The sequence below is a fragment of the Pelomonas candidula genome (genome assembly GCF_043555985.1).
Lineage (GTDB): Bacteria > Pseudomonadota > Gammaproteobacteria > Burkholderiales > Burkholderiaceae_C > Pelomonas > Pelomonas candidula.
The window spans coordinates 40,919-53,865 of the sequence record NZ_JBIGIC010000014.1; the positions used below are offsets into that span (position 1 = coordinate 40,919).

The window sequence follows — 12,947 nt, forward strand, 5'->3', positions numbered from 1 at the left end:
GGCACGAGCGCCAGCGGCGTGTCGGCCACCAAGACCTACAGCGCCGCGGGCAGCTACACGGTCACGCTGACGGTGACCGACGCGGGCGGCCTCACCAACAGCACGACGCAGACGGTGGTGATCACGGCAGCGACGACGGGCGGCGCGGCCATCAATGTCGCCGCGGCCGCCAACGGTGGCGTCGCCACGGCGTCCAGTACGTTCGACTCGCGGTTCCCCGCCAGCGCCGTCAACAACGGCGACCGGCTCGGACTGAACTGGGGCGCTGGCGGCGCCTGGGCGGATGCGACTTCGAACGCCTTCCCGGACTGGGTGCAGATCGACTTCAACGGCACGCAGACGATCGCCGAGATCGATGTGTTCACGCTGCAGGACAACGCCTACTCGCCCTCGACACCGACGCTGGCCATGACGTTCAGCCAGTACGGCATCACGCATTTCGAGGTGCAGTACTGGGATGGCGCCAAGTGGGTGGATGTGCCGGGCGGCAACGTCATCGGCAACAACAAGGTGTGGCGCCAGTTCACCTTCTCCCCCATCACGACGCAGCGCATCCGCATCCTGGTCAACAGCGCCATGTACAGCCTCTCGCGCATTGCCGAGGTGGAGGCCTGGACCGCGCCGCAATGATCAAGACGGCCGGGTCGCCGTAGGCGCCCGGCCCGCGCGGGCGGTCACGCCGCCGCCGCGCCTCCCAGCACACGCTTCACGCCCGCGGCCGCCAGTGACTCCAGCACGCGCGCATCCGCGTCGGCATCGGTCACCAGCACGTCCACCTCGGCCGTCGGGCAGATCTGGATGCGGCTGGCCTGGCCCAGCTTGCTGGCGTCCGCCAGCACGACACGCTGGCGCGCGCGGGACAGCATCGCGCGGGCCACGGTGGCCTCGTTCCAGAGGTAGTCCATTGCGCCGTTGATGGCGTCGAAGCCCACCGGCGACACCAGCGCCCAGTCGACCTGCAGCCGGCCGATCTCGGCGACGGTCTGCTCGCCGTAGGTGGCCGGCACGTCGGTCTCCAGCCGCCCGCCCAGCAGGTGCACCTCGTGGCGTGCGTTGCGGGCCAGAACGGTCGCGGCGTCCAGCGAGTTGGTGATGACGATCAGCCCCTCGCGCGGCGCCAGTTCGTCGGCCAGCGCCAGCGTCGTCGAGCCGGCGTCCAGGAAGCAGGCCTGGCCCGGCTGGATCAGCGCCGCGGCGAGGCGGGCGATGTGGCGCTTCTGCAGTTGCCGAAGGCCGGTGCGCTCCAGGTAGGCCGGCTCGGGCGGCACGGCCGGCGCCGCGGCAGGTGGCACCGCGCCGCCATGCACGCGCGCCAGCTGGCCCGAGCGCTCCAGTTCGATGAGGTCACGCCGCACGGTCTCGCGGGACACGCCCAGCGCCTCGGCGAAGTGTTCGGTCGTCAGGCGGTGATGGGTCTGGAGCAGGTCCAGGATGCGGCGGTGTCGTTCGGCAACCCACATGAGCGGCAAGGGACAGTAAGGAGGAGCGCGGCCGGAGTGGGCCAGAGCTGCGTGGCGATTGTGTGAATCTGAGGCTGGATGTGGAAATCCGTGGAAATCAGGTCACAGACACCGAGTTGTCGCAGAACTGTCGTGGATTTTTGTGACATTGCGGCGCGTCACACAGCCGCCTTCGGGTCATCCCCGAGGGCGGCATCCGCAGCCTCCACACGCGCAACGCGCCCCACATCATGCGATCTGCAGTTCACGCCCTCACCCCCCTGGCCGCCCTGCTGGGCCTGGCCTTCACCCTGCCGGCGCTGGCCCAGACCAGCGAGACCACCGAGCTCGAACGCGTCACGGTCACACAGGGCCGCGGCCAGATCCGCTCCGTGCAGGGCCTGACCAAGGCCGACTTCGAGGCTGCTGCCGCCGTCGGCCAGAGCCCGCTGGCCACCGTGTCGCGCCTGCCCGGCGTCAACTTCCAGTCGGCCGACCCGCTGGGCAACTACGAGTGGTCCACCCGCTTCACGGTGCGCGCCTTCTCGCAGAACCAGCTGGGCTTCACGCTGGACGGCGTGCCGCTGGGCGACATGAGCTACGGCAACCTCAACGGCCTGCACATCAGCCGCGCCATCAGCAGCGAGAACGTCGCCCGCGCCGACCTGTCGCAAGGCACCGGCTCGCTGGACACGCCCTCGTCCAGCAACCTCGGCGGCACGCTGCAGTTCTACTCATCCGACCCGGCCAAGGCCTTCGGCCTGCAGGCCTCGCAGACGCTGGGCAGCGACAGCAACCACCGCACCTTCGTGCGCCTGGACAGCGGCCAGTCCGACCTTGGCGCTATCTACGCCAGCTACACCCACCAGCAGGCCGACAAGTGGCGCGGCGCAGGCGAGCAGCGTCAGGACCAGTTCAACCTGAAGTACGTGAAGGACTTCGGCGAAAACCGCCTGTCGGCCTTCATCAACACGTCCAACCGTCGCGAAGTCGACTACCAGGACATGTCGCTGGAGATGATCAAGCGCCTGGGCTACAACTGGGACAACTATTACCCCGACTTCAACGCCGCGCTGCAGTCGGCCAAGGGCGTCTGGACCCACGGCGAGACCAGCATGGACGACGCCTACTACGCCGGCTCCGGCCTGCGCAAGGACACGCTGGCCGGCGTGACGCTGGACGCCAAGCTGGCCGACAAGCTCAGCCTGAAGACCACCGTCTACCACCACAAGAACGACGGCCGCGGCCTGTGGTTCACGCCCTACGTGGCGTCGCCCGACGGCACGCCCATCTCGCTGCGCACGACCGAGTACGGCATCAAGCGCGACGGCCTGACCGCCACGCTGGACTACGAGATCGCCGGCCACCAGCTGCGCGCCTCGGTCTGGCACGAGAGCAACGACTTCGACCAGGCCCGCCGCTTCTACGCCGTCAGCGCCAACGCCATTCCGGACGTCTACAGCTTCCCGAGCAACCCGTTCGCGACGCAGTGGCAGTACACCTTCCACACCAAGACGGACCAGTTCTCGCTGTCCGACACCTATGCCCTCACGCAAGACCTGACGCTGGGTGCCGGCTTCAAGTCCCTGCGCGCCAAGATCGACGCCGAGCGCCAGGTCGGCACCGGTCCGGTGGGCAGCATCACGGCCAGCAAGGGCTTCCTGCCGCAGGTGGGCCTGAACTACCGCCTCAGCCGCAGCGACGAGCTGTTCGCCAGCGTGTCGCGCAACATGCGCGCCTACCAGGGCGCCGCCACCGGTACGACGCCGTTCGCGACGACGCAGACCGGCTTCGACGCGATCAAGGGCTCGCTGCGCCCTGAAACGTCGGACAACTTCGAAGCCGGCTGGCGCACCAGCAGCAAGCTCTACGAAGCTGCCGTCACTGCCTACCTCGTCAACTTCAAGGACCGCCTGCTGGGCGTGACGCAAGGTTCCGGCATCCAGGGCAACCCCACCGTGCTGAGCAACGTGGGCGGCGTGCGCACCAAGGGCCTGGAAGCCGCGCTGTCGCTGCGCCTGATGCCGGGCGTGAGCTGGTACAACAGCCTGAGCCTGAGCAACTCGACCTACCGCGACAACGTCGTCAGCAAGGACGCGAGCAACAACCCCGTCACCGTGGCCACCGCCGGCAAGCATGTCGTCGACGCGCCCGACCAGATGGTCAAGAGCATCCTCAGCTACGACGACGGCCAGTGGTTCGGCAACCTCGGCGCCGACTACATGTCCAAGCGCTACTACAGCTACCTGAACGACGCCGCGGTGTCCGGCCGCACGCTGTTCAACCTGAGCGGCGGCCTGCGCGCCAAGTCGCTGGGCTTCCTGTCCGAAGGCAGCGTTCAGGTGGGCGTGACCAACCTGGGCGACAAGAAGTACATCTCCACGGTGGGCAGCAACGGCTTCGGCAACAGCGGCGACAGCCAGACGCTGCTGACCGGCGCACCGCGCCAGTTCTTCGTGACCTTCACCGGCAAGCTCTGATGGCCCCCGCCCAGCTCGACCGGCGCCAGCTCGTGCTGGCCGCCGGGCTGGCGGCGGTGGGCGTGAGCGCCCAGGCGGGCTCGCGCCCGCTGGCGCTCGGAGCGCCCGCCGACGCGCAGCACCTGCGCATCGCTTTCGGCTCCTGCGCCAAGCAGTCCAAGCCGCAGCCCATCTGGGCGGCGGTGCGGGCCGCGCGGCCGGAGCTGTTCCTCTTCCTCGGCGACAACCTGTACGCCGACGCGCAGGACGCCGACACGCTGCGCCAGCGCTACGCCGAGTTCCGCCGCGTCGAAGCGCTGCAGTCCTTCCGCCGCGACGTGCCCCACCTCGCGATCTGGGACGACCACGACTTCGGCGATGACGACGTGGGCGGCGACTACCCGCTGAAGGCCCTGTCGCAGCAGCTGTTCTGCGACGAATGGGGCGAGCCCGCCGACTCGCCGCGCCGCACGCGACCGGGCGTCTACGAGGCCTACCGCATCGAGCGCGGCGGCCGCACGGTGCAGGTGCTGATGCTGGACCTGCGCTTCAACCGCACGTCGCTCGTCGCCGACCCCGCGCTGAAGCAGGGCTACGTGGCGATGTATACGAAGGCCAAGCTCGGCGGCGGCCCGATGAAGGGCTGGTACGTGCCCAATCTCGACCCCGCCGCCACGCTGCTGGGCGAGGCGCAGTGGGCCTGGCTGGCCGAGCGCCTGGCCGAGCCGGCCGACGTGCGCATCCTCTGCTCCAGCGTGCAGCTGGCTGCCGAAGGCACGGGCTGGGAGGGCTGGAACAACTTCCCGCTCGAACGCCAGCGCCTCGTCGACCTGATCCGCGAGAAGCGGGCCGAAGGCGTCGTCGTCGTCAGCGGCGACATGCACTACGCCGACCTGTCGCGCTGGGACACCCCCGCCTGCTACCCGCTGTGGGACCTCACCTCCAGCGGCCTGACCGAGGTCTGGGACATCCCGACCCCCAACGCGCGCCGCGTGGGCGGGGTCTATGCTGACATCAACTTCGGCCTCGTCGACCTGGACTTCTCCGGCCCCGTACCGGCGCTGACCCTCAGCATCCGCGACGTGAAGGGCGAGACCCGCCTGCAACACCGCCTGAACCTCGACCAACTCCGCTTTCCCAGCAAGGCATGAGCACTCTCACCCGCCGTGAACTCCTCGCCGGCCTGGCCGGTGCCGGCCTCGCGCCGCTCGCCGGTGCGCAGCCGGCCAACCTCGTGGCCGCCGCGCGCGCCGAGGGCCGCGTCGCCAGCGTCGGCATGCCCGACGACTGGGCCAACTGGCGCGCCACCTGGGCCGACCTGCAGCGGCTGTACGGCCTCGCCCATGTCGACACCGACATGACCAGCGCCGAGGAGATCGCCAAGATCGAGGCCGAGCGCGCCAACGCGAGCATCGACATCGGCGACGTCGGCTTCGAGTTCGGCGCCATCGCCAAGGCCCGCGGCATCACGCGCGCCTACAAGCCCACCACCTGGGCCCAGGTGCCCGACTGGGCCAAGGACGCCGACGGCCACTGGGCGCTGGCCTACACCGGCACCATCGCCTTCGCCGTCAACAAGCGGCTGCTGAAGGACGTGCCGCGCAGCTGGAAGGCGCTGTTCGCGGCGGCACCGCGCGTGATGGTCGGCGCCGTCGGCCGCGCGGCCCAGGCCAACGCGGCCGTGCTGGCCGCGGCCCACGCGCTGGGCGGCGACGAGACGAAGCTGCAGCCCGCGCTGCAGGCCTTCGCCCAACTCGCCAAGGCGCGCAAGCTGCTGTCCACCGACCCGTCGCCCGCGCTGATGGAGCGCGGCGAGGCCGAGGTCTTCCTGCTGTGGGACTTCAACGCACTGAGCTACCGCGACAAGCTGCCCAACGCGGCCGACTACGAAGTGCTGATCCCCGGCGATGGCTCCATCACCAGCGGCTACACGACGCTGCTGAACACCTACTCCAAGCGCCCCAACGCCGGCAACCTGGCGCGCGAGTACATCTTCAGCGACGCCGGCCAGCTCAACCTCGCCCGCGGCAACGCGCGACCCATTCGCGTGGATCACCTGGCCCTGCCCGACGACGTGAAGAAGAAGCTGCTGCCGGCGGCGCAGTACGCGGCCGCCCGCGCGCTCAAGCCGCAGCTGTGGACCGAAGAGGTCAAGAAGCTGCCGCGCGCCTGGCAACGGGAAGTCCTCGGCGCATGAACAAGCTCGTCCTCCTCCTCGTCGACGGCCTGCGTGCCGACACGGCGCGCGACTACCTCGGCTACGTCCAGGCCCTGAACGAGGCCGGCCGCGCGCACTGGAGCACGCTGCGCTGCGAGCTGCCCAGCCTGTCGCGCCCGCTCTACGCCACCGTGCTGAACGGCCGCACGCCGCTGGACCACGGCATCCTCGGCAACAGCCAGGCTGGCCAGCGCTGTGGCGACACGGTCTTCGACGACCTCGCCGCCGCCGGCCGTACGTCGGCCGTCGCGGCCTATCACTGGGTCTTCGAGCTGCTGACGGGCGCCGTCTTCGACCCGCTGGCGCACCGCGAGACCGCCCTGCCCCAGCTCGGCATCGAGGCCGCTCGCTGGTACTGGGAGGACGACTATCCCGACTCCCACCTGCTGGCCGACGCCGAGGCCATGCGCCTGGCACAGTCGCCCGACTTTCTGCTCGTCCACCCGATGGGGCTGGACCTGGCCGGCCACCGCCACGGCGGCGAGTCCACCGGCTACTCGATGGCCGCACGCAAGCTCGACATGGTGCTGGCCCAGGCGCTGCCGCGCTGGCATGCCGCCGGCTACGACCTGCTGCTGACCAGCGACCACGGCATGCACGCTGACCACTGGCACGGCGGCCCGCTGCCCGTCGAGCGCGACGTGCCGCTGGTCTGGCTGCCGCACACCGGCGGCGCCGAGGCCCCGGCCGGCTGGCCCACGACGCAGACTGGCCTCCGCGGCTTCGTCGCGCGGCGCCTCGGATGCAGCTGACCCCGGCCCGCGCCTGGCTCGCCGCCGGGCCTCTGCTCCTGCTGATGGCCGCGGCGCTGCTGCTGCCGTTCGGCTGGCGCAGCGTCGACCTGCTGCGTGCCTGCGTCAGCGGCAGCGAATGCGCGCTGCACGAACTGTGGGCCGACCGCTTCTACATCGACGCCATCGCGCGCACCGTGTTGTTGTCGGCGGCATCGACGGCGCTGGGCCTGGTGCTGGGTCTGGGCGCCGCGCTGCACCTCGTCGCCCACCCGCGCTGGGAGAAGCCGGTCGCCGTGCTGGCCGGCCTGGGCGCCAACTTCGCCGGCGTGCCGCTGGCCCTGTCGCTCACGCTGCTGCTCGGCAGCCAGGGCGTGCTGACCACCATCGCTCGCGACGCCGGCCTGCTGCAGAGCTGGGACCTGAACAGCGATGCCGGCCTGCTGCTGGCCTTCACCGCTTTCCAGGTGCCGCTGGCCGTGGCGCTGCTGATCGCACCGGTGCGCCTGCTGGACCCCGCGCTCGCCGAAGCCGCCGCCACGCTCGGCGCCCGGCCCGCCGCCTTCTGGCGCCGCGTGGGCCTGCCGCTGCTGGCACCCAGCCTCGTCGAGACGGCCAGCCTGCTGTTCGCCAACGCGGCCGCCGCCTACGCCACGCCCTTCGCGCTGGCCGGCACGGCCAGCCCCGTGCTGGCCGTGCGCATCGCCGCGGCCGTCAGCGGCGACATCTTTTCGCAGCCCGAGCTGGCCACCGCCCTGTCGCTGGTGATGGCCGTGCTGCTGCTCACCGTCATCGCCGGCGGCCGCTGGTGGTCAGCACGGCTGAGGCGTTCGGCATGAAGGCGCTCAACCGCCCCTGGCGCCTGCCCGCCATCGCCTTCTGGGCCGCGGCGCTGCTCGTGCTGCTGCCGCCGCTGGCCGTGGCGGCCTACGCCTTCAGCGAGCGCTGGGACCAGGGCCTGCTGCCGCAAGGCGCCACCTGGCACTGGCTGGCCGGGCTGGCCGCCGACGAGCACGTGCGCACCGCCGCGTGGAACTCGGTCTGGATCTCCGGCGCCGCCGCCGCGCTGGCCGTGGTGCTGGGCGGCGCGGCCAGCCTGGCCGGCCATCTCGCGTCACCGCGGCTCAAGGCCCTGCTTGATGCGCTGGCCCTGCTGCCCTACGCCATCCCGCCGGTCGTCGTCGCCATCGGCGCGCTGGACCTGTTCGTCGGCCGCTGGGGCGATGTGCTGGACCTGCGCGCCGTCTACGTCGGCCTGCTGGCCGCGCTGCTGTTTCCGCTGGTGCACCAGACGCTGTCCGCCGCACTGCAGCAGTTGGACGCCCGGCCGCTGATCGACGCCAGCCGCACGCTGGGTGCCTCCGACGGCCTGCTGCTGCGCCGCGTGCTGCTGCCGCTGCTGCTGCCGGCCTTCGCGGCGGCCGGGCTGCTGGCCTGGACGACGGCGGCCATGGAGTTCGCCATCGCCAACCTGCTGCTGGCCGGCTCGCTGGAGCTGCTGCAGCCCCTCGTCAACGGCCTGCGCGGCGCCAACGGCCACCTCGCGGCGGCGCTGATCGTCGTCAGCCTCGCCATCGTCACCCTGCTCGGCATCCTCGTGCATCTGCTCACCTCATGGCGAACCCCAGCGCGCTCCTGATCCACCAGGCCCACCTGGCCCTTGGCGGCCGGGCCATCCTGCAAGGCATCGATCTCGACCTGCCCCGCGGCCAGGTGCTGGCCCTGCTGGGCGGCTCGGGCTGCGGCAAGACCACGCTGCTGCGTGCCATCGCCGGCCTGCAGGCCCTGGACGGTGGCACGGTCCACCTCGACGGCCGCGACGTCAGCCGGGTGCCCACGACGGCGCGCGGCATCGGCGTCGTCTTCCAGCACTACGCGCTGTTCCCCAACCTCAGCGTGCAGGACAACATCGGCTTCGGCCTGCAGGCCCGCGGCGAGAGTGCGGCGGCGCAGCAGGCCCGCATCGCCGAACTGCTGGCGCTGGTGGGCCTGGCCGAGCACGCGGCCAAGCGCCCCGGCCAGCTCTCCGGCGGCCAGCGCCAGCGCGTGGCCCTGGCGCGCGCGCTGGCGCCGCGTCCTTCGCTGCTGCTGCTGGACGAGCCCTTCTCGGCGCTGGACGAATCCTTCCGCATCCCGCTGCGCCGCTCCTTCCGCCAGTTGCAGCGCGAGCTGGGCCAGAGCTGCGTGCTCGTCACGCACGACCGCGACGAAGCCTTCGAGCTGGCCGACCAGGTGGCCGTGATGTTCGACGGCCGCATCGAGCAATGCAGCCCGCCGGCCGAGCTGTGGCAGCGCCCGCACACGCGGCGCGTGGCCGACTTCCTCGGCGCCTTCAACCGGCTCGATGCACGTACGCTGCCCGAACCCTGGCGCCGCGACAACGGCAGCTGGATCGCCCCGCTCGCGTCGCTGCAGATCGCCACGCCTGACACACCGGCCGACGCCTGGCGCTTCACTGCCGACGTGGTGGCGGCCCACCCCGGGCTGCAGCACACCAGCGTCGAGCTGCGGGCCTGGGACGGTCATGCCCTCGTGCTGAACCTGCCGCCCGGCGCGCACCCACCCGGAGCCGGCGCGCGGCTGGACCTCGCGCTGCCCGCGGCGGCGCTGCAGTGGCTGCCGGATTGAGGCCCGTTCACAAGCTGTAGCACTCCGGCCCGTCAACCGAGCCGGCGGGCCGACGTTCAAGGAGACACCGGCCAACAAAACCGGCCCCTTGACGAAAGCCCGACCATGACCACGCTGACCCTCACCTTCAACGGCCCGACGTCCCAGGCCCGCCAGGCACTCGGAAACCTGCTGCAACGCTACCGCTCGGCCTACTTCGTGGAGCGCAGCAGCCACGAGTACGCCGTGACCGCCGACGATGCGACCGCGGCCGAGCTGGCACGCCAGCCGCTGTGGTCCACCCGCGCCGTGCCGGCACCGACACAGCGCTGACCCCAGCGGCTCAGAGCCGCCACCCATGCTCGACGAGGCCACTGCAAGCGACGCTCCGACAACGGAGCCAGCGGCAGTGGCCTCTGTCTTGTCCGGTCCATCTGCGTCCATGGCTCTCGCGGGCACCGTCCTAACTTTCGCCTCACCTTCGCCTCATCGAGCCCTCACCGGCGCTGCCTAGAGTCAACGTCATCGGCTGCGCCGCAGCCTGACCAAGGAGTTCTCGATGACCCAGACCGCCAAGATGTCGCTGACCGCCGCAGCCGCCGCGCTGCTGGCCGCCGGCGTGACGCTGACCACCACGGCTTCGGGCTGGACCCTGCCCGGCTTTGGCAAGACCCCCGCGACCGCCGCGGCCGCCGATGCCTCGTCGGGAAGCGCATCGCCCACCACGGTGGCCCTGGCCACGCCGACGGCAACACCGGCCACCGCCGGCGCGCTGCCACCCGCCCAGCTGCCCAACTACCGCGCCATCGTGCAGACGCAGGGGCCGGCCGTCGTCGGCATCACCGTGGCCGGCCTGCACAAGGTCGGCAACATGGAGTCGGACGACGACGCCTCCAGTGCTTCGAACGGCCAGGGCGGCGACGATCCCTTCTTCCGCTTCTTCCGCGGCATCCCCGGCCTGCGCATGCCGCAGCAGATGAACCCCGGCGCCCAGCCCTTCCGCGGCCAGGGCTCGGGCTTCATCATCAGCAGCGACGGCCTGGTGCTGACCAACGCCCACGTCGTGCGCGACGCCAAGCAGGTCACCGTCAAGCTCAGCGACCGCCGTGAGTTCTCCGCCAAGGTGCTGGGCAGCGACCCCGCCACGGACATCGCCGTGCTGAAGGTCGATGCCAAGGGCCTGCCCACCGTGCAGCTGGGTGACCCCAAGCAGGTGCAGGTGGGCGACTACGTGCTGGCCATCGGCGCGCCCTACGGCTTCGAGCAGACAGCCACGCAGGGCATCGTCAGCGCCAAGGGCCGCTCGCTGCCGGGCGAGAGCGTCGTGCCCTTCATCCAGACCGACGCGGCCGTGAACCCCGGCAACTCCGGCGGCCCGCTGTTCGACGCCTCGGGCCGCGTCGTCGGCGTGAACGCGCAGATCTACTCGCAGAGCGGCGGCTTCCAGGGCCTGGCCTTCTCCATCCCGGTGGACGTGGCGCTGAAGGTCAAGGACCAGATCGTCGCGCACGGCAAGGTCGAGCATGCGCGGCTGGGCGTGACGCTGCAGGACCTGTCGGCCCCGCTGGCCGCGTCCTTCGGGCTGGACGCACCGAACGGCGCCCTGGTGTCCAGCGTCGTGCCGGGCAGCGCCGCAGCCAAGGCCGGCCTGAAGGCGGGCGACGTCATCACCGCCATCGACGGCGAGACGGTGCACGTGGCGGGTGACATCTCCAGCCGCGTGGGCCTGGCGCGCCCCGGCGACAAGCTCAAGCTGGAGCTGTGGCGCGACAAGTCCCGCACCACCGAGACCGTGGCGCTGGGCCATGCCGACAAGGACGAACAGGAAGCCGCCGCCGCACCGCAAGGCGCCTCGCTGGGCCTGGCACTGCGCCCGCTGCAGCCGCAGGAGCTGCGTGGCTCGGGGCTGGACCACGGCCTGCTGATCGAACGCGTGGCCGGCCCGTCCCAGCTGGCTGGCGTGCAGCCCGGCGACGTGTTGCTGGCGCTGAACGGCAAGCCCGTGCAGGACGTGGAGCAGGTGCGTGCCGCGCTCAAGAGCAACCCCAAGCAGGTCGCCTTGCTCGTGTCGCGCGACGGCCAGCAGATTTTCGTGCCGGTGCGGCTGGGCTGATCGGCTCGGCGCACACCTTCGGCGGGCCTGCGGGTCCGCCTTTTTTATGGCCGGGTGAAAACTCACGCCGGCTGCGGCCACCCGCTGCGCTAGGCTGCGCGCCGTCGCATCAACCACGGGGCGCGCGCTGGAAATCCTCTTTGAACTGTTGGCCGAACTGCTCTTCCAGGTTCTCGGCGAGGTGCTCGTGGAAGTGGGCCTGCAGTCGCTGGTCGCCCCGTTCCGCAGGCAGCCCAACGTCTGGCTGGCGGTGCTTGGCCACGCGCTGCTGGGTGCCTTGCTGGGTGCGTTGAGCCTGTGGGCCTGGCCCCACCACCTCATGCGCGACGGCTGGCCGCGACTGCTCAACCTGGTCGTCACGCCGGTCATCGCCGGCCTGGTCATGGCGCTGCTGGGCCGCTGGCGCGCCCGCCGCGGCGACGCCGTGCTGCGCATCGACCGCTTCGCCTACGGCTACCTGTTCGCGCTCAGCATGGCTGTCGTGCGATTCAACTTCGCGAGCTGACATGACACCTCTGCGCTGGACGCTGACCCTGCTGGCCGCCGGTGCCGCGGCCGCGGGCCTGCTTCTCTTGGCGCGCGAGCCTGCCGACGGCCCGCCCCCGCCCGCCCCGCAGCCGCTGGCGCCGGCATCGTCGACGAGCCTGCCCGCGGCCGCGTCGGCTGCGACCACGGCGGCCAGCGGCATCCTGACTGCCACGCTGCCGGCGAGACCTGCCACTTCTGCCCCGCCACCGCCACGCATCGGCTCCGAAGGCTACGGCCCGCACATCGACCGCGCGCAGGCCGGCAACGACGCGCAGGCGGCCTGGGAGGCGGTGCAATGGCTGCGCAACTGCACCTCCACCGAGGCGCGACGCAACAGCTTCGAGAACGTGCGCAACCAGGGCGTGGCGCCGGAGCTGATGACGCAGTTGATGGTCGAGGCCGACGCCGAAGCGCGCCGCTGCCAGACCGTCACGGCCCAACACCGCGCCATGCTGCCCGAGCTCGCCGCGCGGGCCATGCGCGGCGGCGTGCCCGAGGCGGCGTCGGCCTATGCCGAGAGCGTCTTTCCCGGCGACCTGACGCCGGCGCAGCGCCAGGAGGTAGCCAACGCCATGCGCCGCGACGCCAATGCCGGCGACGCATTGAGCCTGCTCGGCGCCATGCTTGCAAACGAGGCCTGGGGGCTCAGTGACGCCGAGAAGCTGGGCTACCTGACGGCCTACGGCAACCTGCCGGACCAACCCGACGCCACGACCACCGCCAAGACCCTGCTCGAACAGGGCATCGTCCGCTTCAAGGCACCGCCAACACCCGAACAACTGGCCGTGGCCAAACAGGCGGCGCAGGCGATCGTGGAGCGTGCCCGCGCCAAGGCAATGCCCCGGTGACGGC

The 12,947-nt window shown here is 71.3% G+C and carries 14 protein-coding genes (1 of these 14 cut by a window edge); 13 read left to right on the forward strand and 1 reads right to left on the reverse strand.

Annotated elements, in window-relative coordinates:
- Both ACG04R_RS23360 and ACG04R_RS23365 read left to right on the forward strand, forming a co-directional pair.
- Positions 1-70: the 3' portion of a PKD domain-containing protein gene (locus tag ACG04R_RS23360; protein WP_474103939.1), read on the forward strand. 2,201 nt of this gene lie to the left of the window's left edge; only the last 70 of its 2,271 coding nucleotides appear in the window; the start codon falls outside the window, past its left edge; its stop codon occupies positions 68-70.
- Positions 19-630, forward strand: a complete 612-nt coding sequence (locus ACG04R_RS23365; protein WP_394416031.1) for a discoidin domain-containing protein — start codon at positions 19-21, stop codon at positions 628-630. Before ACG04R_RS23360 ends, ACG04R_RS23365 begins: the two co-directional genes overlap by 52 nt.
- A 44-nt stretch (positions 631-674) precedes the next feature.
- On the opposite strand, the gene ACG04R_RS23370 is transcribed toward ACG04R_RS23365, so the two are convergent.
- Positions 675-1,460 (reverse strand): DeoR/GlpR family DNA-binding transcription regulator, encoded by a 786-nt coding sequence (locus ACG04R_RS23370; RefSeq protein ID WP_394416032.1) that lies wholly within the window; start codon positions 1,458-1,460, stop codon positions 675-677.
- 230 nt (positions 1,461-1,690) lie between these two features.
- On the opposite strand from ACG04R_RS23370, the gene ACG04R_RS23375 reads away from it, so the two are divergent.
- The 11 genes from ACG04R_RS23375 to ACG04R_RS23425 all read left to right on the forward strand — a co-directional run bounded on the left by ACG04R_RS23375 (position 1,691) and on the right by ACG04R_RS23425 (position 12,943).
- Positions 1,691-3,919 (forward strand): TonB-dependent receptor, encoded by a 2,229-nt coding sequence (locus ACG04R_RS23375; RefSeq protein ID WP_394416033.1) that lies wholly within the window; start codon positions 1,691-1,693, stop codon positions 3,917-3,919.
- Complete coding sequence (locus tag ACG04R_RS23380) at positions 3,919-5,049, forward strand: alkaline phosphatase D family protein (protein WP_394416034.1); 1,131 nt, start codon at positions 3,919-3,921, stop codon at positions 5,047-5,049. Before ACG04R_RS23375 ends, ACG04R_RS23380 begins: the two co-directional genes overlap by 1 nt.
- Positions 5,046-6,095, forward strand: coding sequence for an ABC transporter substrate-binding protein (locus ACG04R_RS23385; protein WP_394416035.1), 1,050 nt, complete (start codon positions 5,046-5,048; stop codon positions 6,093-6,095). Before ACG04R_RS23380 ends, ACG04R_RS23385 begins: the two co-directional genes overlap by 4 nt.
- Positions 6,092-6,868 carry an alkaline phosphatase family protein gene (locus tag ACG04R_RS23390; protein WP_394416036.1) on the forward strand — a complete coding sequence of 259 codons (777 nt, stop codon included), beginning with the start codon at positions 6,092-6,094 and terminating at the stop codon, positions 6,866-6,868. Before ACG04R_RS23385 ends, ACG04R_RS23390 begins: the two co-directional genes overlap by 4 nt.
- Positions 6,859-7,686 carry a hypothetical protein gene (locus tag ACG04R_RS23395; RefSeq protein WP_394416037.1) on the forward strand — a complete coding sequence of 276 codons (828 nt, stop codon included), beginning with the start codon at positions 6,859-6,861 and terminating at the stop codon, positions 7,684-7,686. Before ACG04R_RS23390 ends, ACG04R_RS23395 begins: the two co-directional genes overlap by 10 nt.
- Positions 7,683-8,486, forward strand: coding sequence for an ABC transporter permease subunit (locus tag ACG04R_RS23400; RefSeq protein WP_394416038.1), 804 nt, complete (start codon positions 7,683-7,685; stop codon positions 8,484-8,486). Before ACG04R_RS23395 ends, ACG04R_RS23400 begins: the two co-directional genes overlap by 4 nt.
- Positions 8,462-9,475, forward strand: coding sequence for an ABC transporter ATP-binding protein (locus ACG04R_RS23405; RefSeq protein ID WP_394416039.1), 1,014 nt, complete (start codon positions 8,462-8,464; stop codon positions 9,473-9,475). Before ACG04R_RS23400 ends, ACG04R_RS23405 begins: the two co-directional genes overlap by 25 nt.
- A 105-nt stretch (positions 9,476-9,580) precedes the next feature.
- Positions 9,581-9,787 (forward strand): hypothetical protein, encoded by a 207-nt coding sequence (locus tag ACG04R_RS23410; protein ID WP_394416040.1) that lies wholly within the window; start codon positions 9,581-9,583, stop codon positions 9,785-9,787.
- Positions 9,788-10,013: 226 nt separating this feature from the next.
- Complete coding sequence (locus ACG04R_RS23415; RefSeq protein WP_394416041.1) at positions 10,014-11,567, forward strand: Do family serine endopeptidase; 1,554 nt, start codon at positions 10,014-10,016, stop codon at positions 11,565-11,567.
- Between the two features lie 148 nt (positions 11,568-11,715).
- Complete coding sequence (locus tag ACG04R_RS23420) at positions 11,716-12,072, forward strand: hypothetical protein (RefSeq protein ID WP_394416042.1); 357 nt, start codon at positions 11,716-11,718, stop codon at positions 12,070-12,072.
- Position 12,073: 1 nt separating this feature from the next.
- Entirely contained in the window at positions 12,074-12,943 is an 870-nt protein-coding gene (locus tag ACG04R_RS23425) for a hypothetical protein (RefSeq protein WP_394416043.1), read from the forward strand.
- Positions 12,944-12,947 lie beyond the last annotated feature (4 nt).